18 protein-coding genes and 1 riboswitch are annotated in these 23409 nt (G+C 64.5%); of the genes, 15 read left to right on the top strand and 3 right to left on the bottom strand.

Features of this window, described 5'->3' with window-relative positions; translation table 11 throughout:
• The first annotated feature begins 11 nt into the window (after positions 1 to 11).
• The 15 genes from exbD to H5P29_RS01240 all read left to right on the top strand — a co-directional run bounded on the left by exbD (position 12) and on the right by H5P29_RS01240 (position 16735).
• Positions 12 to 473, top strand: a complete 462-nt coding sequence (gene exbD, locus H5P29_RS01170) for a TonB system transport protein ExbD (protein ID WP_067954728.1) — start codon at positions 12 to 14, stop codon at positions 471 to 473.
• Positions 470 to 1372 carry an energy transducer TonB gene (locus H5P29_RS01175; protein ID WP_067954729.1) on the top strand — a complete coding sequence of 301 codons (903 nt, stop codon included), beginning with the start codon at positions 470 to 472 and terminating at the stop codon, positions 1370 to 1372. Before exbD ends, H5P29_RS01175 begins: the two co-directional genes overlap by 4 nt.
• Before the next feature lie 371 nt (positions 1373 to 1743).
• Positions 1744 to 2247 (top strand): RNA polymerase sigma factor, encoded by a 504-nt coding sequence (locus tag H5P29_RS01180; protein WP_169808286.1) that lies wholly within the window; start codon positions 1744 to 1746, stop codon positions 2245 to 2247.
• Between the two features lie 114 nt (positions 2248 to 2361).
• Positions 2362 to 3333 carry a FecR domain-containing protein gene (locus tag H5P29_RS01185; RefSeq protein ID WP_067954732.1) on the top strand — a complete coding sequence of 324 codons (972 nt, stop codon included), beginning with the start codon at positions 2362 to 2364 and terminating at the stop codon, positions 3331 to 3333.
• Between the two features lie 130 nt (positions 3334 to 3463).
• Entirely contained in the window at positions 3464 to 5770 is a 2307-nt protein-coding gene (locus tag H5P29_RS01190; RefSeq protein ID WP_067954734.1) for a TonB-dependent receptor, read from the top strand.
• Positions 5771 to 5829: 59 nt separating this feature from the next.
• The gene (locus tag H5P29_RS01195; RefSeq protein ID WP_067954736.1) at positions 5830 to 6114 is read left to right on the top strand and encodes a DUF2218 domain-containing protein; all 285 of its coding nucleotides are present in this window, start codon (positions 5830 to 5832) and stop codon (positions 6112 to 6114) included.
• Positions 6115 to 6206: 92 nt separating this feature from the next.
• Positions 6207 to 7988, top strand: a complete 1782-nt coding sequence (locus tag H5P29_RS01200; protein ID WP_067954738.1) for an IucA/IucC family siderophore biosynthesis protein — start codon at positions 6207 to 6209, stop codon at positions 7986 to 7988.
• Complete coding sequence (locus tag H5P29_RS01205; protein WP_067965769.1) at positions 7972 to 9684, top strand: IucA/IucC family siderophore biosynthesis protein; 1713 nt, start codon at positions 7972 to 7974, stop codon at positions 9682 to 9684. The genes H5P29_RS01200 and H5P29_RS01205 overlap by 17 nt, the downstream gene beginning before the upstream one ends.
• 10 nt (positions 9685 to 9694) lie before the next feature.
• Positions 9695 to 10963, top strand: a complete 1269-nt coding sequence (locus H5P29_RS01210; protein ID WP_185910225.1) for an AMP-binding protein — start codon at positions 9695 to 9697, stop codon at positions 10961 to 10963.
• Positions 10963 to 12264 carry a DUF6005 family protein gene (locus tag H5P29_RS01215; RefSeq protein WP_067954742.1) on the top strand — a complete coding sequence of 434 codons (1302 nt, stop codon included), beginning with the start codon at positions 10963 to 10965 and terminating at the stop codon, positions 12262 to 12264. The genes H5P29_RS01210 and H5P29_RS01215 overlap by 1 nt, the downstream gene beginning before the upstream one ends.
• A complete protein-coding gene (locus tag H5P29_RS01220) occupies positions 12261 to 13106 on the top strand; it encodes a sugar phosphate isomerase/epimerase (protein WP_067954744.1) in 846 nt (281 codons plus the stop codon). The genes H5P29_RS01215 and H5P29_RS01220 overlap by 4 nt, the downstream gene beginning before the upstream one ends.
• A gap of 72 nt (positions 13107 to 13178) precedes the next feature.
• Positions 13179 to 14084 (top strand): siderophore ABC transporter substrate-binding protein, encoded by a 906-nt coding sequence (locus H5P29_RS01225; RefSeq protein ID WP_067954745.1) that lies wholly within the window; start codon positions 13179 to 13181, stop codon positions 14082 to 14084.
• Entirely contained in the window at positions 14084 to 15046 is a 963-nt protein-coding gene (locus H5P29_RS01230) for an ABC transporter permease (protein ID WP_154384603.1), read from the top strand. The genes H5P29_RS01225 and H5P29_RS01230 overlap by 1 nt, the downstream gene beginning before the upstream one ends.
• A complete protein-coding gene (locus H5P29_RS01235; RefSeq protein WP_246787010.1) occupies positions 15039 to 15980 on the top strand; it encodes an iron chelate uptake ABC transporter family permease subunit in 942 nt (313 codons plus the stop codon). The genes H5P29_RS01230 and H5P29_RS01235 overlap by 8 nt, the downstream gene beginning before the upstream one ends.
• Positions 15977 to 16735 (top strand): ABC transporter ATP-binding protein, encoded by a 759-nt coding sequence (locus H5P29_RS01240; protein ID WP_154384602.1) that lies wholly within the window; start codon positions 15977 to 15979, stop codon positions 16733 to 16735. Before H5P29_RS01235 ends, H5P29_RS01240 begins: the two co-directional genes overlap by 4 nt.
• Positions 16736 to 16784: 49 nt before the next feature.
• Here the strand turns inward: H5P29_RS01240 and H5P29_RS01245 are convergent, their stop codons facing one another.
• The 3 genes from H5P29_RS01245 to metH all read right to left on the bottom strand — a co-directional run bounded on the left by H5P29_RS01245 (position 16785) and on the right by metH (position 23302).
• Positions 16785 to 17882: a hybrid-cluster NAD(P)-dependent oxidoreductase gene (locus H5P29_RS01245; protein WP_154384728.1), complete on the bottom strand. Its 1098-nt coding sequence runs from the start codon at positions 17880 to 17882 to the stop codon at positions 16785 to 16787.
• Between the two features lie 22 nt (positions 17883 to 17904).
• The gene (locus H5P29_RS01250) at positions 17905 to 19152 is read right to left on the bottom strand and encodes an aromatic ring-hydroxylating dioxygenase subunit alpha (RefSeq protein WP_154384601.1); all 1248 of its coding nucleotides are present in this window, start codon (positions 19150 to 19152) and stop codon (positions 17905 to 17907) included.
• 117 nt (positions 19153 to 19269) lie between these two features.
• A riboswitch (cobalamin riboswitch) is annotated at positions 19270 to 19477 on the bottom strand.
• 87 nt (positions 19478 to 19564) lie between these two features.
• Positions 19565 to 23302 carry a methionine synthase gene (metH, locus tag H5P29_RS01255; RefSeq protein ID WP_195763176.1) on the bottom strand — a complete coding sequence of 1246 codons (3738 nt, stop codon included), beginning with the start codon at positions 23300 to 23302 and terminating at the stop codon, positions 19565 to 19567.
• Between the last annotated feature and the right edge of the window lie 107 nt (positions 23303 to 23409).

The raw sequence follows: 23409 nt of genomic DNA on the forward strand, positions 1-23409 counted from the left end.
GAGTCGGGACCATGGCCGGCGGCATCAGACAATCCGTTGACGAGGACGATCTCCAGGAAAACCACGAGATCAACGTGACGCCGTTCATCGACGTCATGCTGGTGCTCTTGATCATCTTCATGGTGGCAGCACCCCTGGCCACCGTCGACGTCAATGTCGACCTACCGGCCTCGACCGCGACCGCCACGCCGCGCCCTGAGGAGCCGCTTTACGTGACGCTGAAGGAAGACCTCAGCATCTCGATCGGCCAGGACGCGGTTGCCCGCACCGCGTTCCAGCAGCAGCTCGATACCGCCGCCAAGGCCGACAAGGAAACCCGCATCTTCCTGCGCGCCGACCGCGGCGTCGACTATGGCGAGCTGATGGAAGTGATGAACCTGATGCGCGGCGCGGGCTACCTCAAGATAGCGCTCGTCGGGCTGGAGCAGGTGCAGGCCACTCCGCCTGCGGTCAGCGAGGGGCAGGCGCAATGAGCGCTGCAACGCATGACCAGTTCAGCTTCGGCGGCATCAGCCGCAGCGAGGCATTGCTGTGGTCGACGGCGGCGGCCGTCATCTTTTCCGTCCACATGGCCGGCGCCTGGTATCTCAACCAGCAACCGCCAATGATGATGGAAGACATGCAGGCGCAGTCCGCCGTGATGATCGACCTCGCGCCGATGGCAATGGCCCCGGAAGCCGTTGAGCAGGACGTGACCGACATGGTCGACAGTGCGGCGGCCGAAAACGTCGAGGAAATGACCGAGACCATTTCGCCCGATCCAGTCGAGCCGGTGACGGAGCCGGTCGAGCAGGTCGCGGAGCTGACGCCGGAGCCTCTGGAAGAAGTCACCGAGGCCGAGCCGATCGAGGACGTGATCCCCGACCTCGTCGAGGCACCGCTGCCTGAAGTGGCGATGGCGATCCCCGAACCGCGTCCCGAGATCAAGAAGCCGAAGCCGGTGGAAAAGCCGGTGCGCGAAAAGAAGCCGGTGCAGAAGAAGCCCGAGCCGGTCAAGGAAGCCAAGATCGAGAAGAAGCCGTCGCAGCAGAGCGCCGCGGCGAAGAAGTCGGCGCAGAACTCCGACAGCGTGCGCGCGCCCGCACCCGGCCAGGGCAGCGGCAAGGCAATGTCGCCGGCGCGCTGGCAGTCACGCGTCTTCGCCCATCTGAACAGGCACAAGCCGCGCAACGTGCGCAACCGGGGCGTTGCCGCAGTTCAGTTCTCGTTCAATTCCGGCGGCGACGTGCTGTCGGTCAAGCTTATCAATTCGTCTGGCGACCCGGCGCTCGACGAAGCTGCGGTCAGCCTGGTGCGCCGGTCCTCGCCGATCCCGGCGCCGCCGCCGGCGGTGCCGTCAGTGATCGTTGTTCCGATCGACTTCAAGCGCTGACGGGCGCCTCCCTGTCAGGTGCAGCCAGGCGCAGTCCCTCATCGAAACGCCTCGTGGTTCACGTCCGGCTTCCATGGTCGGCTGGCGATCACTTTGCGCCTGCAAGCATCGTGTGTTGTTTCTGCTACACCCGTAAGACTTTCTTACTGCGACAATTCATGCAGGCCGCGATGCGACTGCCGCCGTTAGTTCAGCAGAATCAAACACTAAACATGATAAAAATAGGAAGGTTTTAGCCCGCAACCCCGGCAGTGCCGTGTTTTCCCTAAGGTGTTGGGGTTGCAGGCACTTTTTTGATGGCCTATCGAACGTCCGTCGCGGCCGCCCCCCAGGCATGCGCGATCGGAACTGGTGCAAACAAGAGTGAAAAAATGACACTCACCAGGCTGATGACCAGCTTTGCGACGTTGCGTCCGCGCATCGAGGCGCTGACGCGTGGCCGCGTCGGTTGCAGCGCGACCTCCGAGGACATCGTTCAGGACACGTGGATCAGGCTGTCCAACGTCCGTCATGACGACGCCATCGACAACCACGCCGCCTTCACCATGCAGGCGGCGAAGAATGCTGCCATCGGGCACTTCCGCAAACAGCAGCGGCGCAACGAGATCGACGCCGAGGTCAATGAGCTTCTGTCGACGTCGGTGGACGAGATCTCGCCCGAACGCATCGTCATGGGTCGCGACATGCTGCGCGCCGTCGACAAGGCATTGCAGACGATGCCGGAGAGAAGCCGGCGCATCTTCCTAATGAACCGGGTCAACGGCGTCTCGCACCGCGAGATCGCCCGCCAGCTCGGCATCAGCGACGAGGCCGTCTACTACCATATCCGCCGCGTCGTCGAGCGCCTGGCCGAGCTGCGCGACAGCAACGGCTGACCTGTTCCAAGATTTATTTTGCCGTGACGCTTAGGCGTGGTGCCATCTCGCGTGTCTATGATAGCAAGATGGTTAGTGTGCCCGAACCGATGGGCACCGCTTGCGTGACTGGCGATGGGCAAAGGGCAACACGGATCCGAGATCGACCGCGGCATCGCACTCGATGCGCGCGACTGGATCGTTCGACTAAGCGCCGGCAATGTCAGCCGGCAGGATCTCGACCGATTCAACGCCTGGCGGGCCCAGTCCCCGGGGCATGCGCGGGCCTTCGCCCGCGAAAAGGAATTCTGGCAGCTGCTGCAAAATGTCGACGGCAGCGGCCTGGATGTCGCCCCGGTTGCTATGCCAATGCCTCGGTCGGCCGTCAGCCGGCGCAAATTCCTCGTTGGCGGCGCCGTCGCCGCCTCGGCGGCGGCTGTCGCTGCTCCGCGGGTCCTGACCTGGATGCGGTCGGACTTCGCAACCGGCGCGGGCGAACAAGTGTCTGCCACCCTGCCCGACGGCTCGACCATGCTGCTCAACACCAACAGCGCCGTCGATGTCGATTTCCGACCGGGCCTGCGGCTGGTGAACCTGCTTTCGGGCGAAGTCGAATTCTCGGTCAGGCCCGATACCCGCGCACCGTTCCGTGTTGCGGCCCTCGGTGGCAACAGCGATGCCGTCGAAGGCACCTATGCTGTTCGTTCCATCGCAGACGAAGTGACGGTCACGGCATCGGCAGGACGCATTTCCGTCTCGGGCGGCGCCAAGGCCGATGCGGCCAACACCGTGTCGCTCGCCACCGGCCAGCAGACGCGCTACCTCACTGGCAAGGCGCCGCTCGCAGTTGCCGACGTCAATCTCGAGAGCGAACTCGCCTGGCGTGGCGGCCGCGTGGTATTCGAGGGCAAGCCCTTCGTCAGCGCCATCGGCGAGCTTGGTCGCTACGTGCCCGAACGCCTCGTGATCGCTACGCACACCCATGATGCGAGCCCTGTCAGCGCCGTGTTCCTGACGCGCGACGCCCATGACGCGATCGAGGCCCTGGCCCAGACGCAAGGGATGTCGGTGCATCGGGTTCCGGGCGTCGTCATCGTCATCTCCTGAGCCCGACGAAGTCGATCCAACTTATTTCAGAAAAATCGCAACTGGCTCTTTAGGCAGTTGGCCTGTTCGCGCGTCACACCATCGAGGGCGCGCGGTGGATGCGTGCGCCAGACCTTTGGGGACCAGCACGATGGGCAACGGCAACATGGATTTTGGCAGCAGGGCGTCGGGGCGCCTGCTGGCACGGCTTCTTGTGGGCACGGCGCTTGGCGCCGGTATGCTGACGGCTGGCACGGCGATGAGTGTTGCCCATGCACAATCGGCGACGCGCGCGCAGAGCATCAGCCTGCCGGCACAGTCGCTCGGCCAGTCGTTGAGGCAGCTGGCGGCGCAGACCGGCCTGCAGATCGCCTTCGGAACCGCTGACGTCGGAGGGGCAGCCGCCCCTGCCGTCTCGGGTAACTTGTCGCCGGAACAGGCGCTGCAGCGCCTGCTCGCGGGCAGTGGCCTCAACTACCGCTTCACCGGGCCCAATACGGTTTCGGTCCAGTCGGCCTCCGCCAGCGCGGCTACGGGCGGGCTTAGCGTCTCGGCCAATGGCGCTGTGGTTCTCGACACCATCGACGTGACCACGCTGGGCTCCGGCGGCAGCGTCAACAATGTGCAGATCAACACCGCGGATCTGGCGCAGAAGGCGCCTGCCGATCTGCAGGAAGTGTTCGCCAACGAACCCAAGGTCGCGGTCGGCAGCTCACTTCCGATGTCGCAAAAGGTCTATGTGCAAGGCATCGAAGAGACCAATCTTGCAGTTACTGTCGACGGAGCCCGCCAGAACAACAAGGTCTTCCACCACAACGCGACCAACCTGATCGACCCCTCACTGCTCAAAGCCGTCAGCATCGACGCGGGTGTAGCCCCGGCCGATGCCGGCCCCGGCGCGCTCGGCGGCTCGATCGCCTACGAGACCAAGGACGCGCGCGACCTGCTCGAGCCGGGCAAGAGCCTCGGCGGCCTGGTCACCGGCACCTACGACTTCAACAGCGAGACCTCGACTGTCGGTCTCGCCGCATATGGCATGAAGGACGGCTTGGAGTTCTTCGGCTATCTGAACTTCGCCAAGGGCGACAACTACACCGCCGGCAATGGCAGTGAGGTCGGCGGGACCAGCGCCAATCTGTTGAGCGGCATCGGCAAGGTCGCCTACCAGGCGGAAAACGGCTATCGCTTCGAGCTGAGCCACGAACAGCTGCGCGACGACGCCCCCCGGCCGTTCCGCGCCAACATGGGCGAACTCGATCCTCCCAAGTACTGGGAGCCGAAGATCCGCGACTATACGCTAGACCGCAGCAGCACCGTCTTCACGTTCACTGACGATTCTCCCGAAGGATGGTGGGATCCGAAAGTGGTGATCGCCTACACGAGCGCGACCGTGGAGACGCTCATCTATCCGAGGCCCGTGGCACCGAGCACCGTTTCAGCCACTTATACCGGTATCGGCAAGACCGAGAGCCTTAACGGCAAGGCAGAAAATCGCTTCGCGCTCGACATGGGCAGCATCACCGCCGGCTTCGATTTCTACAAGGACACCGCCGATCTGGACGCCAAGGAAGATTCGTCCACCGAGCATGCCAGCAATGTCGGCCTCTACGCTCAGGCCCGGCTGGAGCCATGGGAGCGGGCGCGGCTGTCATTCGGCGCACGCGGCGACAACCAGTGGTTCGAGGGAACGACGGGACAGGAATGGACCAATGCCGGTCTGAGTGGCAACATCTCGGGCGAATATGACCTCGTTCCCGAATTCCTCACTGCCAAGGCCGGATATTCGCATATCTGGGCCGGGGTGCCGCTGGCCGAGAATTTCAACTTCAATCCGAAGTGGAACTACGGCGACGGTCCGAAGCCGGTGACATCGGACAACTTCACCGCAGGACTGGTCGCGACCTATGAAGGCTTCACCCTTGAGGGCGGCATCTTTCGTACCGACATCTACGACGCGCGCACCGCCTACTGGGCTCCCGGACGAGCCATCGAGGCACATGATGTCCGCTCACAGGGCTTCTCGCTCGGCGGTGGTTATGACTGGGGTGCAGGGAATCTCAGCGTCAAATATGTCAACATCGACGTGACCATCGACGGTGGACCGGCGGATTCTTACCTCGGCAACTACCTAGCGACCCCGGTCGGCCAGATTTTCACGCTCGCCGCCGTACACCGTTTCGACGACTGGGGCGTAACCGTTGGCGGCGACGTCGAGATCGCCCTTGACTACGACAAGTTGCCGAAGGGCTCGAAGCGGATCGAGGGGCACGAGGTGGTCAACGTCTTCGTCGAGTACCAGCCGGAGTCGCATCCGAACCTGACGTTCCGCGGCGAGGTGAAGAACCTGTTCGACGAGAACTATGCCAGCCGCGCGACCTACGGCCAGGAGTTCAACGATGTGAAGCCGTTGCTGGAGCCGGGCCGATCATTCCGGCTGAGCGCGACGGCCAAGTTCTGACCCTGATGGCCACGGGCGTTGTCCGTGGCCATTTCAACTGAAGCACGGACGGAGAGATCATGTTCCAATCGACAGGACGGTTCGAGACTGCGCATGGCGTGAAGTACCTGACCCAGCTGTGCAAGCATTTTGCCCATAAGATCGAGGTGAGCCATGGCGACGGACATGGCGAATGCCATTTCCCGTTCGGCCATGCCGTGATGAAGGCCGATGTCACTGGCCTAGCGATCGAAGTGGATGCGCCCGACGCCGATCAGTTGGCGCGGACCAAGGCCGTCATCGACGACCACCTCGTCCGCTTCGCCTTCCGCGAGCCGGAACGCAGCATCGCGTGGAGTGCCTGAGGCGCCAGGCAGCGCCTACGTTCCCGAGAAAATCCGTCAGATACCCAGCTGCTGCAAGGGACTCTATCGGTCAAACCATGTGGTGACGACAGATGAAGCTCACGCAGCGGCAGGTTGCCGAACACGCGACGTTCCAGAATTTCGCCAACTGCTATGTCCGCGAAATCTCGCCCGGCAGGGTGACCCAGCACAGGGTCGGACCGGAAGACCCCATCGACTGCATCGAACTGGTTCTGGCAGCACAGCAGCTGGTGCTGCTCGCCGAGCTTCGGTCGCACTCGCTCTGCGGCCCGCACCGCTTCGGACAGGTCTGGCAGCGCCGGGCGACGGAAGGCGGCTGGCGCAATGTCGAGCCTTTCGCCGCACTCCAGCTTTTGTTGCAGGAGGCCTACAGGCAGCTGCATGACGAGCGCGGCGATGCGATGCGCGGCTGCGAACTCGAACTGCTCGGGCGGGCGCTGCAGAGCTACCAGCAGACGCTGCGCTACATCGAGGCACATCGCGTCGACGATGACGACGACAGCTTCATCGCAGCCGAACAGTCGCTGGTGTTCGGCCACTCGCTGCACCCGACGCCGAAGAGCCGGCAAGGCATGACCTCCTGGCAGGAGCCGAGCTATGCGCCTGAGCTGCGCGGCAATTTCCAGCTCGTCTATTTCGCCGCCGACGCCTCCATCGTCAGCCACAAGTCCGCGGCCAGCCAATCCGCGCCCGAGATCGTCGCGTCGCTGGCAGGTCCCGGCGAGATCGAGACGCGGCGTGGTGAGATGCTGCTGCCGATGCATCCGCTGCAGGCCGAAGCGCTCTTGCTCGACGACGGCATCCGCGACCTGCAGGCATCGGGCAAGCTGCGCCTCATCGGTCCGGCCGGCCCGGCATTCACCGCTACGTCCTCCGTGCGCACGGTTTACAACAAAGATCTGCCATGGATGCTGAAGTTCTCGCTGCCGGTGCGGATCACCAATTCGCTCAGGGTCAACAGCCGCAAGGAGCTGGAGGCCGGCGTTGCCATGGCCAAGCTCGTGCAGCGGGCAGGCATCGGCGGCGGCGACGGCCGCTTCAGAATCATTTCCGATCCGGTCTACATCACGCTCGACCTGCCCGGTCGCGGCGAAAGCGGGTTCGAGGTGATCCTGCGCGAAAACCCGTTTGTCGCCTGCAAGGGCAATGGCAAGATCACCATCGCAGCACTGACCGCCGAGCCGCTGCCGGGTGAATGGTCGCGGCTCGAACGCATCATCTACAATATCGGCCTAAGAGACGGCACGCATCCCGAGCTGATCTGCCGCTACTGGTTCCAGCGCTATCTCGACTGCGCGCTCGACCCGCTGGTCTGCCTCTATGACGATTTCGGCCTGGCACTCGAAGCGCACCAGCAGAACAGCCTGATCGACATCAGCCAGGGCTATCCGAGCACGGGTTATTATCGCGACAATCAGGGCTTCTACCTCTCGAAACGCCACCGCGCTCGCCTCAGCCAGCATGTGCCGGAGGCGGCGGAGATCGCCTCGCTCTACTACGACGACCGCGATATCCAGGACCGCTTCGCCTACTACCTGATCGTCAACCAGATCTTCTCGGTCATCGCCCGCATGGGCCATGACGGCCTGGTCGAAGAGGAGGTCCTGCTGAACATGCTGCGGGACCGGCTGGAGGTGCTGTCGCGAACGACATCGGGCGTCGGCCGCGAATTCGTCCGCGGCGTACTCGACCGCCCGACGGTAGCGTTCAAGGCCAATCTGATGACGCGGCTGTTCGATGTCGACGAGCTGCAGACAAGCAACGAGCGCTCGCTCTATGCCCGCCAGCCCAACCCCCTCTTCGCGGCCATTGCGGGCCTCTATCACGGAGATGGCAGTGCCCTTGCCTCTTGACCTGCCCGGCCGCCCCGATGAGCGCGTGGTCAGGCAATTGGTCGAGGCGGTGCTGTATGAGGGGCTCGTCGTGGCTGGTGTAACCGGCGACGGCGCACAGCTCGTCTTCACCTGGTCGGATGGCGCCAAGCGGTTTCGCTGCTCGGGCATGGCAGGCGCTTTCGGCCGGATCCGCCTTTCGGCCGGCTCGGTCGAGAGCGAGGGCCGCGACGGCTTCTGGCAACCGGCGACACTCGACGAGCTGGTCGCGAGCCTGCCGGCCTCGGTGGAAGACCGGCGCCGGCTGCTCAGCGAGCTGCACAGCACGGTGGCGCATTGCAGTTGGAACGAGCGCAACCTGCACAGTGGTCCGCGTCGCGACCTGGCCTTCGCCGCGCTGGAAGGCGCCCTGCACGAGGGCCACGCCTATCACCCATGCTTCAAGGCGCGGACGGGGTTCAGCGAAAGCGACCATCGCGATTTCGGCCCCGAAGCCGGCAACAGCTTCCAGCTCGCCTGGCTGCTGATGAAGCGCACAGAGGTGAGCCAGCGCTTGCCTGGGGATGAAGGCGCGTTCTGGATCGCCGAGCTTGGGGCGGACGTTTGTGCGCAGCTCGACCGCGAGCGCGCGCGCCTCGGCCTTGGCTGGGCGGACTACTGCCTGCTGCCGCTGCATCCCTGGCAGTGGCAGTCGCTGCGGGAGACGCTGCTTGAGCCATGGCTTGCCGATGGCACGGCGCATTTCGCCGGCATCGCCGGCGACCGTTACGTTGCGAGCCAGTCGATCCGGACGCTGCTCAATACCGACCGCACCGAGGCGGCAAACGTCAAGCTGTCGATGAACATGAGCAACTCGTCGTCGCTGCGGACAATCGAGCCGCATTCGGTGTGCACGGCGCCTGTCATCTCGCGCTGGCTCGGCGAAATCGTCGCCGGCGATCCGCTGTTCGAAACGACCTATCCGCTTGTCGTGCTCGACGAATATGCCGGCATCATCGCTGGCCGCGACGGGCCGCTGGCCGGCCAGCTCGCAGCGATCTGGCGCCGCAGCGTCAGCGCAACGCTCGGTGACGGCGAACAGGCCGTGCCGTTCAACGCACTGATGGCTGTCGAGCATGACGGACGCCCATTCATCGACGCGTGGGTGCACCGCCACGGCTTCCGCAACTGGCTGGAGCAATTGTTGCAAGTCGCTGTGCTGCCTGTCTGGCATCTGCTCGTCGGGCACGGCATCGCCACCGAGGCGCATGGACAGAACATGGTGCTCGTCCACCGCGACGGTTGGCCTGTCAGGCTCGTGCTACGCGACTTCCACGACAGTGTCGAATACGTGCCTGGCTTCCTGCATGAGCCGGACAGGGCGCCCGATTTCCTGGCGCTCGACCCAGACTATCGGGACGCACCGCCCGACCAGTATTACTGGATGGAAGATGTCGAGACGCTCGGCGAATTGGTGACGGACGCGCTGTTCGTCTTCAACCTGGCCGAGGTCTCGCACCTGTTGCAGACATTCTACGGTCTGCGCGAAGCCGACTTCTGGAACGCCGTCCGGCAGATGCTGGCCGAGTACGCCGCCACTCATGGGCTCGGCCACCGGCAGGACATGCTCGGCCTCGCGCGCCCGAGATTGACGGCTGAAGCCCTGCTCGCCCGCAAGCTGAACACCGGCCGCTCCAGCCATGCCGTCCCCAACCCCCTCTCCACCCCCGACGCCTGAAGGAAAATCGATGCTCCAGATCGACGACAGGTACTATGACCGACAGAAGTTCGAGCAGATGGTGGCGCAAAGCGCCGACCGGGCCGGACTTGACCCGAACGGGCGCTATGCCGTCTGTTTCAGCGACACGGCGGCCTGGCTGGCGCTGTTCTTCGCCATCCGCAACATCGGCGCCAGCGTCTTCCCTATCCATCCGGCAACGCCGCATGCCGCGGCACGCCGCCTGGCCGTCGCGGCGGACTGCCACGCGCTCTATTTCAACAGCCTCGACGCCGAGACGCTGTCGAGCGAAACCCCGCCAGGCGCCACCGGTCAGCTCCTGCAGATGAGCTCGGGCACGACGGGCGCGCCGAAATGCATCGCCCGCGGCTGGGCCGAGATCGACGCCGAGGTGGCAAGCTATGTCGCGACCTTCCGCAAGCCGGAGGAGATGACGCCGGTCATCGCCTGCCCGACGACGCATTCCTACGGGCTGATCTGCGGCATCCTCGTCGCCCTGAAGCGCGGCCGGACGCCCGTCATCGTCGATGCCGGCAATCCGAAATACCTGCTCAGGACCCTGCGCGCTATCGAGCGGCCATTGCTCTATTCGTCGCCGGCGGTGCTGCACACGCTGGCCCGGCTGATGCCCGAGGGCGAGAAGCTGTTCGCGGCGATGACCTCCGGCACGGTGCTGCCTGAGCCGTGGTTCGCCCGCATCCGGGCACGCACCACGCATCTGTTCCAGCAATATGGCTGCTCGGAAACCGGCTGCATCGCGGTCAACCCCGATGTCACCGACGCGGCCGACATGGGCTTCGTCCTGCCGCATCACGCGGTCAGCTGCAGCAACAGCGCGGTTGCGCCATCCGAAATTGTCGTCAGCGGTCCGAATGGCGCCGTCGCTACCCGCGACCTCGGCTACTACAGGCCTGATGGCATGCTGGTGTTCGTCTCTCGGCTCGACGACACCATCAATGTCTCCGGCCTCAACGTCTATCCGCGCGAGGTCGAAGACGTGGTGATGTCGATGCCTTCGGTCACCGACGCCGTCGCTTTCCGCAAGGCTGACACGCTGGCCGGCGAGCGGGTCGGCCTGCTGTTCAGCGCCACCGAGCGGCTGGAGGGGCCCGTCGTGCGGCAATGGTGCGCCCAGAACCTCGCCAGCCACCAGTTGCCGATGGAGATCGTCCAGGTCGACGCGATACCACGCCAGGCCAACGGCAAGATCAGCCGGCGCGAAGTGGCGGCACAGCATGCCGCCGGCCAGTTCACGGCAGTGGCGAGGGAGGTCGCGTGATGAACACCGAACAGGTGATCGAAGCGATCGGCACAGTGCTGCACGATCACATGAAGCACGCCCATGTCGAGCGTTTCGGACCCGAGGCACGGCTCAACGAGGACCTCTATCTCGACTCGGTGCTGATTCTCGAGATCTTCCTCAGCCTGGAGCTCGAGTTCGGCCTGGCCGCGCCGGAGGAAGCAATCAACCGCCAGGACATCGAGACGGTGCGCGAGCTGGCGCAGCTGTTCACCGGCGAGGCGAGTGTCGCTGCAGAGCGCTCCGCGCCGGCCGGTGAAGGCGTGCATGGCGAGGACTATATCGACATCAAGGTGCATTGCTTCGTCAGCAGCGTCTGCGACGCGCTGAAGCGCTCCGGCATCGACCAGCGGCCGTTCTATTTCAGTGTCTGGGACGCCGGCTTCGCCATCAACGAGCGCTGGCAGCTCGCCTATCACGACAAGTCGATCAACCACGATTTCTTCCACGCCTGGTACCAGCGGCTCTACGGCGTCGGCATGCATTGTTGGTACGACCCGGCACGGTCGAAGGACCAAAACCTCGTCGTCATGCTCGACCTGCTCGAGCGCAAGCGCGACAGCGAATATCTGATGGTGATGCTGGACCTGTTCCACCTGCCGGAGCGGGAGAACAAGTTCAACCAGAACCCCTTCCCGCATTATCTGATGATCGAGAAGACCGACGATCCGAAGATCTGGCAGGTCAACGATCCCGACTTCCGCTGGGAAGGTCAGATCGCCCGCGACAAGGTCATCCACGCCATCCGCCAGCCAACCGTGGGCGGCGGCTACATCTTCGACCGGCTGGAAGCGCGCGTGCCCGCCGCCACCGACCTGCGCGACTTCTTCCTTGCCTGCTACCAGCCCGACCACAATCCGCTGGTCGACGGCGTGCGTCGCATCGTTGCAGCCCATCTCGACGGCAGGGACGGCGTCAAGCTCGCCGATCTTGGTGCGGCGCTGCGCGAGGTGCCTGTCATCTCGATCCGCAAATATGCCTATGAGCACGGCTTCGCCTTCTTCTGGCGCGAGATGAAGCTGGCCAATGCCGATTTCGACCATTGGTGCGACCAGATCGAGCGGGTGATCCAGGACTTCAAGACGCTGCACTACGCCGTCATGAAGCTGGCACAGACCGAGGACCACAGCCTCGCCGACGACGTGTTCTGCCGCCTCGACACGCTGGACGGGCTCGAAAAGCGGATCAAGGCGCACCTCGGCGAAGCCTTCCAGGCCTGGTGCGCCACAAAGGGCATTCCCCACACACTTCCCGCCGAACTGCTCGGAGCAGCCGAATGAAAATCTCGCTCTGCACCATCACCTTCCGCCATCATCTCGTCTCGCTCGAGGACATCGCCAGATGGGCTGGGGCCAACGACTTCCAGGGCATCGAGCTGTGGGGCGCGCATGCGCGTAACCTGGCCTACCAGCCGCAATGCGACGCCGACTGGCTGGCCGGGCAAGGGCTCTATGTGCCGATGGTCAGCGACTACCTGCCGCTCGACGGCGACGCCGAAACCTTGCGCAAGAAGACCGTCGACCTGTGCCGCCTCGCCCGGCATTGGCGGGCGGGCAAGATCCGCACCTTTGCCGGCAGCCGCGGCAGCCGGGATACCCCGGCCGAGGTCAGGCGTATCCTCACCGCGCGGCTGCACGAGGTTGCCGGGATGGCCGCGGATTTCGACCTAGAACTTTTGGCCGAAACGCATCCCGGCACGCTGGCCGATTGCGGCGCCTCGACGCTCAGGCTGGTCGCCGAGGTCGACCATCCGGCGTTCAAGATCAATTTTGACACGCTGCATGTCTGGGAAGGCGGCGATGACCCCGTCGCCGCGCATTCAGCGATGCGTCCCCATATCCGCCATTACCATCTCAAGAATGTGCGCTCGCGCGCCGATCTCAGGGTCTTCGAGCCGGCTAATGTCTATGCTGCAGCCGGCAGCCGCGAAGGCATGACGCCGCTGTTCGACGGCAAGGTCGACTATCGGCGCTTCCTTGCAGAGCTGCGCGACGACCCCACTGTCGAGGCCTCGCTCGAATGGTTCGGCAATGATTGCTTCAATGTCCTGCGCAGTGACCGACAAGCAATCAAGCGTCTGAAAAGCCCCAACGAAGTCTTGCTGCGCACCGGCAGCTTCTGATATGCGCAAAAGAAGAGTATTTGGCGAAGGTTTTATCCAACCAACGCCCACCGACAAGGACGGAGATAACAGATGAAGTTTGTTCGCCTGCTGGCCACTCTTTCGGCGGCACTGGCTATTGCCACCGCACCCGCCCTTGCGGTCGAGATCACCACCGCAACCGGCCCCAAGACCATCGACAAGGTGCCGGCCAAGGTCGCCGTCTATGACATCGCCGCGATCGATACGCTGAACCGCCTCGGCATCCAGCCGGCCGGCATCCCCGACAAGCTGTTCGTGCCGGAACTCGCCGGCGTCGCCAAGGGCGCTACCGTCGTCGGCACGCTGTTCGAGCCAGACCTCGAGGCGCTGAATGCGCTCGCCCCCGATCTGGTGATCGTCGGCGGCCGTTCGTCGACGCAGGTCGAGGCGACGTCGCGCGTGGCGCCGACGATCGACATGACGATGGATGGCGACGACCTGGTGACCCAGGCCAAGGCGCGCCTCGCCGCCTATGGCGAGCTGTTCGCCAAGCCGGACGAAGCAGCCGCTGCCGCCAAGGAGCTGGACGCCGCGGTCGAAGCCGCAAGGCAGGCCGTCAAGGGCAAGGGCAAGGCGCTGATCCTGATGACCAACGGCCCGAAGATCACCGCCTACGGCCCCGGCTCGCGCTTCGGCTGGGTGCACAAGACGCTCGACCTGGAGCCGGCTGTCGCCGACGTCGAGGCGGCAACGCATGGCGAGGCGATCTCGTTCGAATTCATCAGCAAGACCAACCCGGACTGGTTGCTGGTGCTCGACCGCGCCGCCGCGATCGGCTCGAACGACCAGGGCGCCAAGGCAACGCTCGACAACGAGCTGGTAGCCCAGACGACCGCATGGAAGAAGGGCCAGGTGATCTTCCTACCGTCGCCCGACTTCTACATCGCCGCCGGTGGCGTGCAGTCGACGCATCGCGTGCTGTCCACCATCGAGCAAGCCTTCGCCAAGGCCAAGTGATGGCAGCGTTGCCCAACATCCGGCTGCTCGTCGCCGCCGGGCTCGTCGGGCTTTTTGCCGTCAGCCTGAGCATCGGCGTCGATGATCTGCCTGTGGACAGCGTGTTCACCGATGCCGGTGCGCTACAGCTTCTCCTGGTCAGCCGCCTGCCGCGAACCGTGGCCGTGGTGCTGACCGGCGCCGGCCTGGCGATTGCGGGGCTGGTGCTGCAGATCCTGGTGCGCAACCGCTTCGTCGAGCCGATCACCACCGGCACCGGCCAGAGCGCCGCGCTCGGCGTGCTTGCCGTGACCTTGCTGTTTCCGACCGCCTCGATCGCGATGAAGACGCTGGGCGCCAGCGTGACCGCACTTGCCGGCACGTCGATCTTCCTTGGCATCGCGCATCGGCTGCCGCCGACGCAGCCCTTTCTCATCCCGCTGTTTGGCCTCGTCTATGGCGGCGTCATCGGGGCTGCGGTGACGTTCATCGCCTGGCAGACCGACCTTTTGCAATATGTCGACGTCTGGACCAATGGCGAGTTCTCCGGCGTGCTGCGCGGACGCTACGAGCTGCTGTGGATCACGGCTGCCATGGTGGCGCTGGCCTGGTGGGTCGCCGACCGGCTGACCATCGCCGCGATGGGGCGCGAGGTCAGCCTCGGGCTCGGCCTCAACTACCAACGCATCGTCCAGCTCGGCCTGGTCATGGTGGCGGTGATCTCGTCGCTGGCCGTCGTCGTCGTCGGCATGATCCCTTTCGTCGGACTGGTGGTACCCAATCTCGTTTCGCGCCTGATGGGCGACAATCTGAAGAGCGCCCTGCCTTGGGTCGCCGTCACCGGCGCTACACTCCTGCTGGCCTGTGACGTCGTCAGCCGCGTCATCCGCTACCCCTACGAAATTCCTGTCGGTACCGTGCTCGGCGTCGTCGGTTCGGGGCTGTTCCTGTGGATCCTGTTCGGGCGGGCGCAGCGTGCTTGAAAAGCGTCTCCTGATCCTGGCCGCCCTTGCAGCGGTGGTGGCAGTCGCCTTCATGACCATCGGCCTGCGCGGCAACATCGCCTTCGCGCTCGAACTGCGCGCCGTGCGGCTGGTGACGCTGATTCAGGTCGGCGTGGCAATCGCCATCTCGACGGTGGTGTTCCAGACGGTGACCGCAAACCGGGTGCTGACGCCGCAGATCATGGGGCTCGACGCGCTTTACCTGTTCGGCCAGATGGCGCTGGTGCTGGCGCTCGGCAGCGTCGGTTACGTCGCGCTCGACCCGCGCCTGAAATTCGCCGGCGAGGCCGGCCTGATGATGGTCATGGCGCTGGTACTGTTCCTGCCGATGCTGCGGCGGCGGTTCGACATCGGCCTGCTGCTGCTGACCGGCGTCGTGCTCGGCGTGCTTTTCCGCAGCCTCGCCTCGCTTATCGCGCGGCTGATCGACCCGAACGAATTCGCCGTCGTCCAAGGTTCGAGTTACGCCGACTTCAACACGGTGCGGCCGGACCTGGTCGTCATCGGCTTGGTGGTGACGACGATTGCCGCCATCATCCTCTGGCGCCAGCGCCACCTGCTCGACATCGTGGCACTCGGCGCCGACAGTGCCACCGGGCTTGGCGTGTCATGGACCAAGGCGCTGACCGGGCTGCTGCTTTTGGTGGCTGCCCTGGTTGCGGTGTCGACGGCGCTGGTCGGGCCGGTAACCTTCTTCGGGCTTCTGGTGGTGGCGCTGGCCGAGCGCATCGTCGATAGCCGCCGCCATCACCTGTTGCTGCCGGCGGCGATGCTGACCGCCGTCATCGTGCTGCTTGGCGGCCAGATGGTGCTGCAGCACCTTCTGGGCGGTGCCGCGACGCTCGGCGTCGTCATCGAATTCGTGGGGGGCCTCGTCTTCCTGGCCATGCTGATCACAACGAGCAAGCGATGATCGAGATCAAGAATGTTTCGTTGCGCCTCGGCGACACGCAAATCCTGGAGGATGTGTCGCTGACCATGCCCAAGGGTGGGGTGACGGCGCTGGTCGGGCCCAACGGCGCCGGCAAGTCGAGCCTGTTGTCGCTGATCGCCCGGCTGCAGCCGCTGCAGAGCGGATCGATCTCGGTCGACGGCCTGCCGGTCGACACGACGCCAAGCCGCCAGCTGGCCAGGACGCTCGCCATATTGCGCCAGGACCCGGCGGTGGCAAGCCGGCTCAAGGTGCGCGAACTCGTCGGCTTCGGCCGCTTTCCGCACCAGCGCGGGCGAATCGACGCAAACGACATGAAGCTGATTGAGGCGGCCTTGCAGCAGTTCGGCCTGATGGATCTCGCCGACCGCTTCCTCGACAATCTGTCGGGCGGCCAGCGCCAGCGCGCCATGGTCGCCATGGCCTTCTGCCAGGGCACCGACTACATGCTGCTGGACGAACCGCTGAACAATCTCGACATGCTGTTTGCCCGCCAGTTGATGCGTGACCTGCGCGCGGCCGCCGACAACGACAAACGCACCGTCATCGTCGTGCTGCACGACATCAATCACGCCGCCGTCTATGCCGACCGGATCGTTGCAATGAAATCGGGGTGCGTCGTCGCCGACGGATCGCCGGCGGAGGTGCTGCAGCCCGACATGCTGGCCCGCGTCTTCGGCTACGGCATGGACGTCATCGACGTCGGCGGCGCGCCGCTGGTGCTGCACCACCGCTGACTTTTCCCAACTCCGGACGGAAACCGCTGCACGGTTTTCCTGACTTGCGCTACGCCTCGACCTCGATCGCCGACAGCGGCTTCGAACAGCAGGCAAGGATGAAGCCATCGTCGATCTCGTGGTCGAGGATGCCGCCATTGTGGCTCATCTCGACCTCGCCGGAGAGCTTCCTGACCTTGCAGGTGCCGCATAGGCCGAACTCGCAGGCCGCCGGAATACGCACGCCCGAAGCACGCGCCGTCTGCAGCACGGTCTGGCCCGAGAGGCAGTCGGCGTCGACATCAGACAACGCGAAACGAACCGGCAGGACGGCATCCGGCACAGTCTCGCTGTCCCCGCCCGGCGTCGAGAACGGCGCGGGGACCTCCTCGACGGCAGGTGCGGCAAAGCTTTCCTGATGGTAGCGGGACATGTCGAAGCCGGAAGACTCGAGCATGCCGCGCACGGCGCGCATGAAGGGATCTGGGCCGCAGCAGAACACCTCACGCTCGCGGAAGTCGGGCGACAGCAACGGCAGTCGCACCGCATCGATGCGGCCCATATGGCCGAACCAGCCTTCGCGGCTCGACCGCTCCTCGATCATGAAACCGAGCGACAGTCCGGGCATGTGTGTGCCCAGCAGTTCGAGCTCCTTCCGGAAGATGATTTCTTCCGGACGGCGCGCGCAGTTGACGAAGGCAACGTCCGTCCACGGCGCGCAGTCGTTTAGCCAGCGCAGCATCGACATCATCGGCGTGATGCCGGACCCGGCCGAGACGAACAGATATTTGGCGGCCGGATGCTGGTGCAGCGAGAAGTCGCCTGAAGGGCCATAGGCCTTGATGCGGACGCCCGGCTTCAGATGGTCGAACATCCAGCGTGTGCCGACGCTGCCCGCCTGCGCCTTGACGGTGACGGCGATGGAGAACGGCCGCGACGGGCTGGACGACAGCGTGTAGGTGCGCATGACGGGTGCCGGTTCGGCCGGCAGTTCGAGCGTCACGAACTGGCCCGGCTTGTAGCGGAACCAGGTCTGGTTGTCGGAGCGGAAGGTGAAGGTCCTGACGTCGGGCGCCTCGTCGGTGACGCCGATGACCTCCAGTACCTGGAGCCGGTCGTTCCAGGGCGCCATTTCGTCGAGGTTGCGGTAAAGGCCAAGCTCGGTCATCGCGTTCATGCCCTTCTCCCGGTCAGGCGACGTTTCGCAGGACCGGCTTGCCACCGTCGGCCAGCCGCGGTTCGATGAAGCCGACGTACCATTCGATGAACTGCATGACGCCGCCCTCGTGTTCCTCCGAATAAGGCCCGGGCTCGTAGGCCGGCGATTTGATGCCGAAGGCATTTTCCTCGACGATGCGGCGGTCCTGGTCGTTGGTCTCGGTCCAAACATGGGTCAGTTCGGCCAGGTCGTAGTCGACGCCTTCGACGGCATCCTTGTGAACCAGCCATTTGGTGGTGACGGCCGTTTCCGTGGCGCTGATCGGCAGCACGCGGAAGGTGACGGCATGGTCGCCGAGCACATGGTTCCAGGTTGTCGGATAATGATAGAGCAGCAGCGTGCCGATCCTGTCGGCCGAGACGCTGTCGGAGAGGTTTTTCCGCACTGCGCGCTTGCCCGACATGGTGTAGCTCACCGCGTCACGCAGCAGTGGCGCGCGTGTCGCCCTGTACTGGCCGCCGGCATCGATGCGGAACTTGCTCGGCAACCCCACCGCCTCGCACTTTGCCCAGTGCGCCAGCATTTCGGGATCGCTTTCGGCGCCATTGACGCCGGTAACGTTCGGCGCCTCGGGAAAGGTCTTGCACAGCTCAGGGTGATTGCCGGCGCAGTGGTAACACTCGCGGTTGTTTTCCCAGACCAGCTTCCAGTTTCCCTTCTCGACGATTGTGCTTTCGAAGGCGACCTTGGCTTCGCGCAGCCGGTGCGGCAGCAGGTACGGCTCGACCATGGCCCGCATCGGCGCGAAGTCGGCGGGCTCGTCGGCGAGGCAGATGAAGATGTAGCCGCCGACGGATTCGCAGGCGACCGGCTTCAGGCCGAACTGGCTCTTGTCGAAACCTTCCGCCATCTGGCGCGCAAACAGCAGGCGTCCGTCGAGTTCGTAGGTCCACTGGTGGTAAGGACAGACGAGCTTGGCCGCCGTACCTTTGTCCGTGGTGCAGACGCGGCTGCCGCGGTGGCGGCAGGAATTGTGGAAGGCGCGCAGCTCACCCTTCTGGTCGCGGACGAGCACGACGGGATAGTCGCCGACCTGGACGGTGAAGAAGCTGCCCGGCTTGGCCAGTTCGCAGTCATGGCCGACAAACAGCCAGTCGCGGTACCAGATCAGCTCGAGGTCGAGCCGGTAGAAATCCGGGTCGGTGTAAAAGGGCTGTGCCAGGCTGAACCCGTCGCGGCGTCCGCGCAGCAGCTTCAGCATTTCGTTCTTCGCATCCATGTCCTGTCCTCGCACCAAGGACTGAACGGGTGGCTTGATTTGGGAAGAACGCCAGCCGGCGGACGCAGAGGTCCGTGCAGCAACGATCCGCCTCTTGACCGCCCACCGCGATCAGTCGAGTTCTGTCAGGTTCAAGGCTGGTTTCCGGGCTTCGGAGCTGTCCTTTCGGACTGTCTCGACACCTTCCCAGGCCGGCTGGCCCAGTGGTCTCCCGTCGAAACAATAACTCCGCCACCGTTGCGGGGGCAGCGCCGGCTTCTCACCGGCTTCCCAATTCTCCGCTTCGTCTCACACTCGAAGCAGCACCTTGAACATGACCGGATCAGACCACGGATTGGTGGCCGGGCACGAGCATGAAAACGACACGGGCTCAGCGCAAAGGCGACAGAGCCCATGTGATGTCATCGTGTTGCTATTCGGCCGCTTCGGCGAACGATGCCGGCACATAGTTGAGGATCGGCCCGAGCCAGCGCTCGACCTCGGCGATGGTCATGCCCTTGCGCCGCGCATAATCCTCGACCTGGTCGCGCTCGACCTTGGCGACGCCGAAATAATAACTCTCGGGGTGGGCGAGATAGATGCCGGAGACCGACGAGCCCGGCCACATCGCCATGCTTTCGGTGAGGCTGACGCCGGCGGTTTTCTCGGCATCGAGCAGGCGGAACAAGGTCACCTTTTCGGTGTGGTCGGGCTGGGCAGGATAGCCCGGCGCCGGACGGATGCCGCGATAGGGCTCGCCGATCAGGTCGTCGGGCGCGAGGTTTTCATCAGGTGCGTAGCCCCAGAACTCCTTGCGCACCTTCTCGTGCATGCGTTCAGCGAAGGCCTCTGCGAAACGGTCGGCCAGCGCCTTGACCATGATCGAGGAGTAGTCGTCATTGGCGCGTTCGAAGCGCTCGGCGATCGCCACTTCCTCGATGCCTGCAGTGACCACGAAGCCGCCGAGATAATCCGGCTTGCCGCCGTCGGCGGGAGCGATGAAGTCGGCCAGTGCGACATTGGCCTTGCCGTCGCGCTTGGTCAGCTGCTGGCGCAGGGTGAAGAAGGTGGCAAGCTCCTCGCTGCGTGCCTCGTCGGTGAACAGCCTGACGTCGTCGCCGACCGAATTGGCCGGCCAGAAGCCGATGACGGCCTTGGGCGCGAACCACTTCTCGTCGATGATCTTGCGCAGCATCGCCTGCGCGTCGTCGAACAGCTGGCGCGCCGCGGCGCCCTGCTTCTCGTCCTCGAGGATCTTGGGGTAACGGCCCTTGAGTTCCCAGGTCTGGAAGAACGGCGTCCAGTCGATGTAGCGGGCCAGTTCGGCCAGGTCCCAGGCTTCGAACACCCTGGTGCCGAGGAAGGTTGGCTTCGGCGGCGCATAAGATGACCAGTCGACCTTGTGCGCATTGGCACGCGCCTTGGCCAACGGCAATCGCTGCTTGTCAGCTTCGGCGCGGTGATGGGCGTCGGCGACCTTCTGATATTCGGCTTGCACCTGTTCAACGTAGCCGCCCTTGGCCTCAGGGGACAGCAGGTTGGACACCACGCCAACAGCGCGGCTGGCATCGGTGACGTAGACTGTCTGGCCGGCGCTGTAGCGCGGATGGATCTTCACCGCGGTGTGGACACGACTCGTGGTGGCGCCGCCGATCAGCAGCGGAATGTCGAACCCCTCGCGCTCCATTTCGGCGGCGACATGCGCCATTTCGTCGAGCGAGGGCGTGATCAGGCCGGACAGGCCAATGATGTCGACCTTCTCGTCCTTGGCAACCTGGAGGATCTTGGTTGCCGGAACCATGACGCCGAGGTCGATGATCTCGTAGTTGTTGCAGGCGAGCACGACGCCGACGATGTTCTTGCCGATGTCGTGCACGTCGCCCTTGACGGTCGCCATCAGAATCTTGCCGGCAGTCTGGCGTTCGCCATTGTCGATCCCATTGGCGGCGTTGGCCGCCTTCTCCGCCTCCATATGTGGCAGCAAGCCGGCCACCGCCTGCTTCATGACACGGGCCGACTTGACAACCTGCGGCAGGAACATCTTGCCGGCACCGAACAGATCGCCGACGACATTCATGCCGGCCATCAGCGGGCCTTCGATGACATGCAACGGACGCTCTGCCTGCAGCCGCGCCTCGTCGGTGTCGGCGTCGATGAATTCGGTGATGCCATTGACCAGCGCGTGGCTGATACGGCTCTCGACCGGCCAGTCGCGCCAGGCGAGATCGCGCTCCTTGGCTTCCTTGCCGGCCGCGCCCTTGAAGCGCTCGGCAATGTCCAGCAGCCTTTCGGTGGCGGTGCCGCCGGCCTTGGGCAGGCGGTTGAGCACGACGTCCTCACAGGCCTCGCGCAGCTCCGGGTCGATCGATTCATAGACGGCGAGCTGGCCGGCATTGACGATGCCCATGTCCATGCCGGCCTGGATGCAGTGATACAGGAACACGGCGTGCATCGCCTCTCGCACCGGCTCGTTGCCGCGGAACGAGAACGACAGGTTCGACACGCCGCCCGAGACATGGACATGCGGCAGGGTCTGGGTGATTTCCCGCGTCGCCTCGATGAAGTCGACACCGTAATTGTCGTGCTCCTCGATGCCGGTGGCGACAGCGAAGATGTTGGGATCGAAGATGATGTCCTCGGGCGCGAAGCCGGCTTGCTCGGTCAAGAGCTTGTAGGCGCGGGTGCAGATCTCGACCTTGCGCGCCTTGGTGTCGGCCTGACCCTGCTCGTCGAATGCCATGACGACGACGGCAGCGCCATAGGCCCGGCACAGCCGGGCATGATGCAGGAAGGCTTCCTCGCCTTCCTTCATTGAGATCGAATTGACGATCGGCTTGCCCTGGACGCATTTCAGCCCGGCCTCGATCACCTCCCATTTGGAGCTGTCGATCATGACGGGCACGCGCGCGATGTCGGGTTCGGCGGCGATCAGATTGAGGTACTCGACCATCGCCTTCTTCGAGTCGATCAGGCCCTCGTCCATGTTGATGTCGATGATCTGCGCGCCATTGACGACCTGGTCGCGGGCGACGTCGAGGGCGGCGGCATAGTCGCCTGATGTGATCAGCTTGCGGAACTTGGCCGAGCCGGTGACGTTGGTGCGCTCGCCGACATTGACGAAGGGGATCTCGTCGGTGAGCGTGAACGGCTCGAGGCCCGACAGGCGCATCTGCGGCTTGAGCTCCGGCACCTGGCGCGGTGGATATTTGGCGACAGCCTGCGCGATGGCGCGGATGTGCTCAGGCGTCGAGCCGCAGCAGCCGCCGACAATGTTGATGAAACCCTCGCGCGCGAATTCCTCGACCTGGGAGGCCATGAATTCGGGGCTCTCGTCATACTGGCCGAAGGCGTTGGGCAGGCCGGCATTGGGATAGGCGCAGATGAAGGTCTCGGCGACATCGGACAGTTCGGCCAGATGCGGGCGCATGGCGGCCGCACCAAGCGCGCAGTTGAGGCCGACCGTGAACGGTTCGGCATGACGGACCGAATTCCAGAAGGCCGACGGCGTCTGGCCGGACAATGTGCGGCCGGACAGGTCGGTGATGGTGCCCGAAATCATCACCGGCAGGCGCACGCCCTTTTCGATGAAGATCTCGTCGCAGGCAAAGATCGCCGCCTTGGCGTTGAGCGTGTCGAAGATGGTCTCGATCAGGATGATGTCGGCGCCGCCGTCGATCAGGCCACGCAGCTGTTCGCCGTAAGCGATGCGCAAATCGTCGAAGGTGACGGCGCGGTAGCCGGGATTGTTGACGTCAGGCGAGATCGAGGCGGTGCGGTTGGTCGGCCCGAGCGCGCCGGCGACAAAGCGGCGCTTGCCGTCTTCCTGCTGCGCCCGGACGACGGCGCGGCGGACCAGCCGCGCGCCGTCGCGATTGAGCTCATAGACCATGTCCTCCATGCCGTAGTCGGCCTGGGCGATGGAGGTCGACGAAAAGGTGTTGGTCTCGATGATGTCGGCGCCGGCGATGGCGTATTTGTAGTGAATCTCCTCGATCGCCTTGGGCTGCGACAGGATCAAGAGGTCGTTGTTGCCCTGCTGATGGCAGGCGCAACCGGTGAATTTGTCGCCGCGGAAATGGTCCTCGTCGAAGCCGAGCCCCTGGATCTGGGTACCCATCGCGCCATCCAGGATCAGGATGCGCTCGCGCGCCGCCGCTTTCAGCGCTGCCATCACCTCCGAACCGTCTGGCTTGGCGGCAACCGACCCAAACAGGGCGTCGAGCGAGGTGGCGTTTTGCGACACTTTTCATCCTTTCGGCGACAAAGCCGTCAGGTCAC

The organism is Aminobacter sp. MDW-2 (assembly GCF_014250155.1).
Taxonomy (GTDB): Bacteria; Pseudomonadota; Alphaproteobacteria; order Rhizobiales; family Rhizobiaceae; genus Aminobacter; species Aminobacter ciceronei.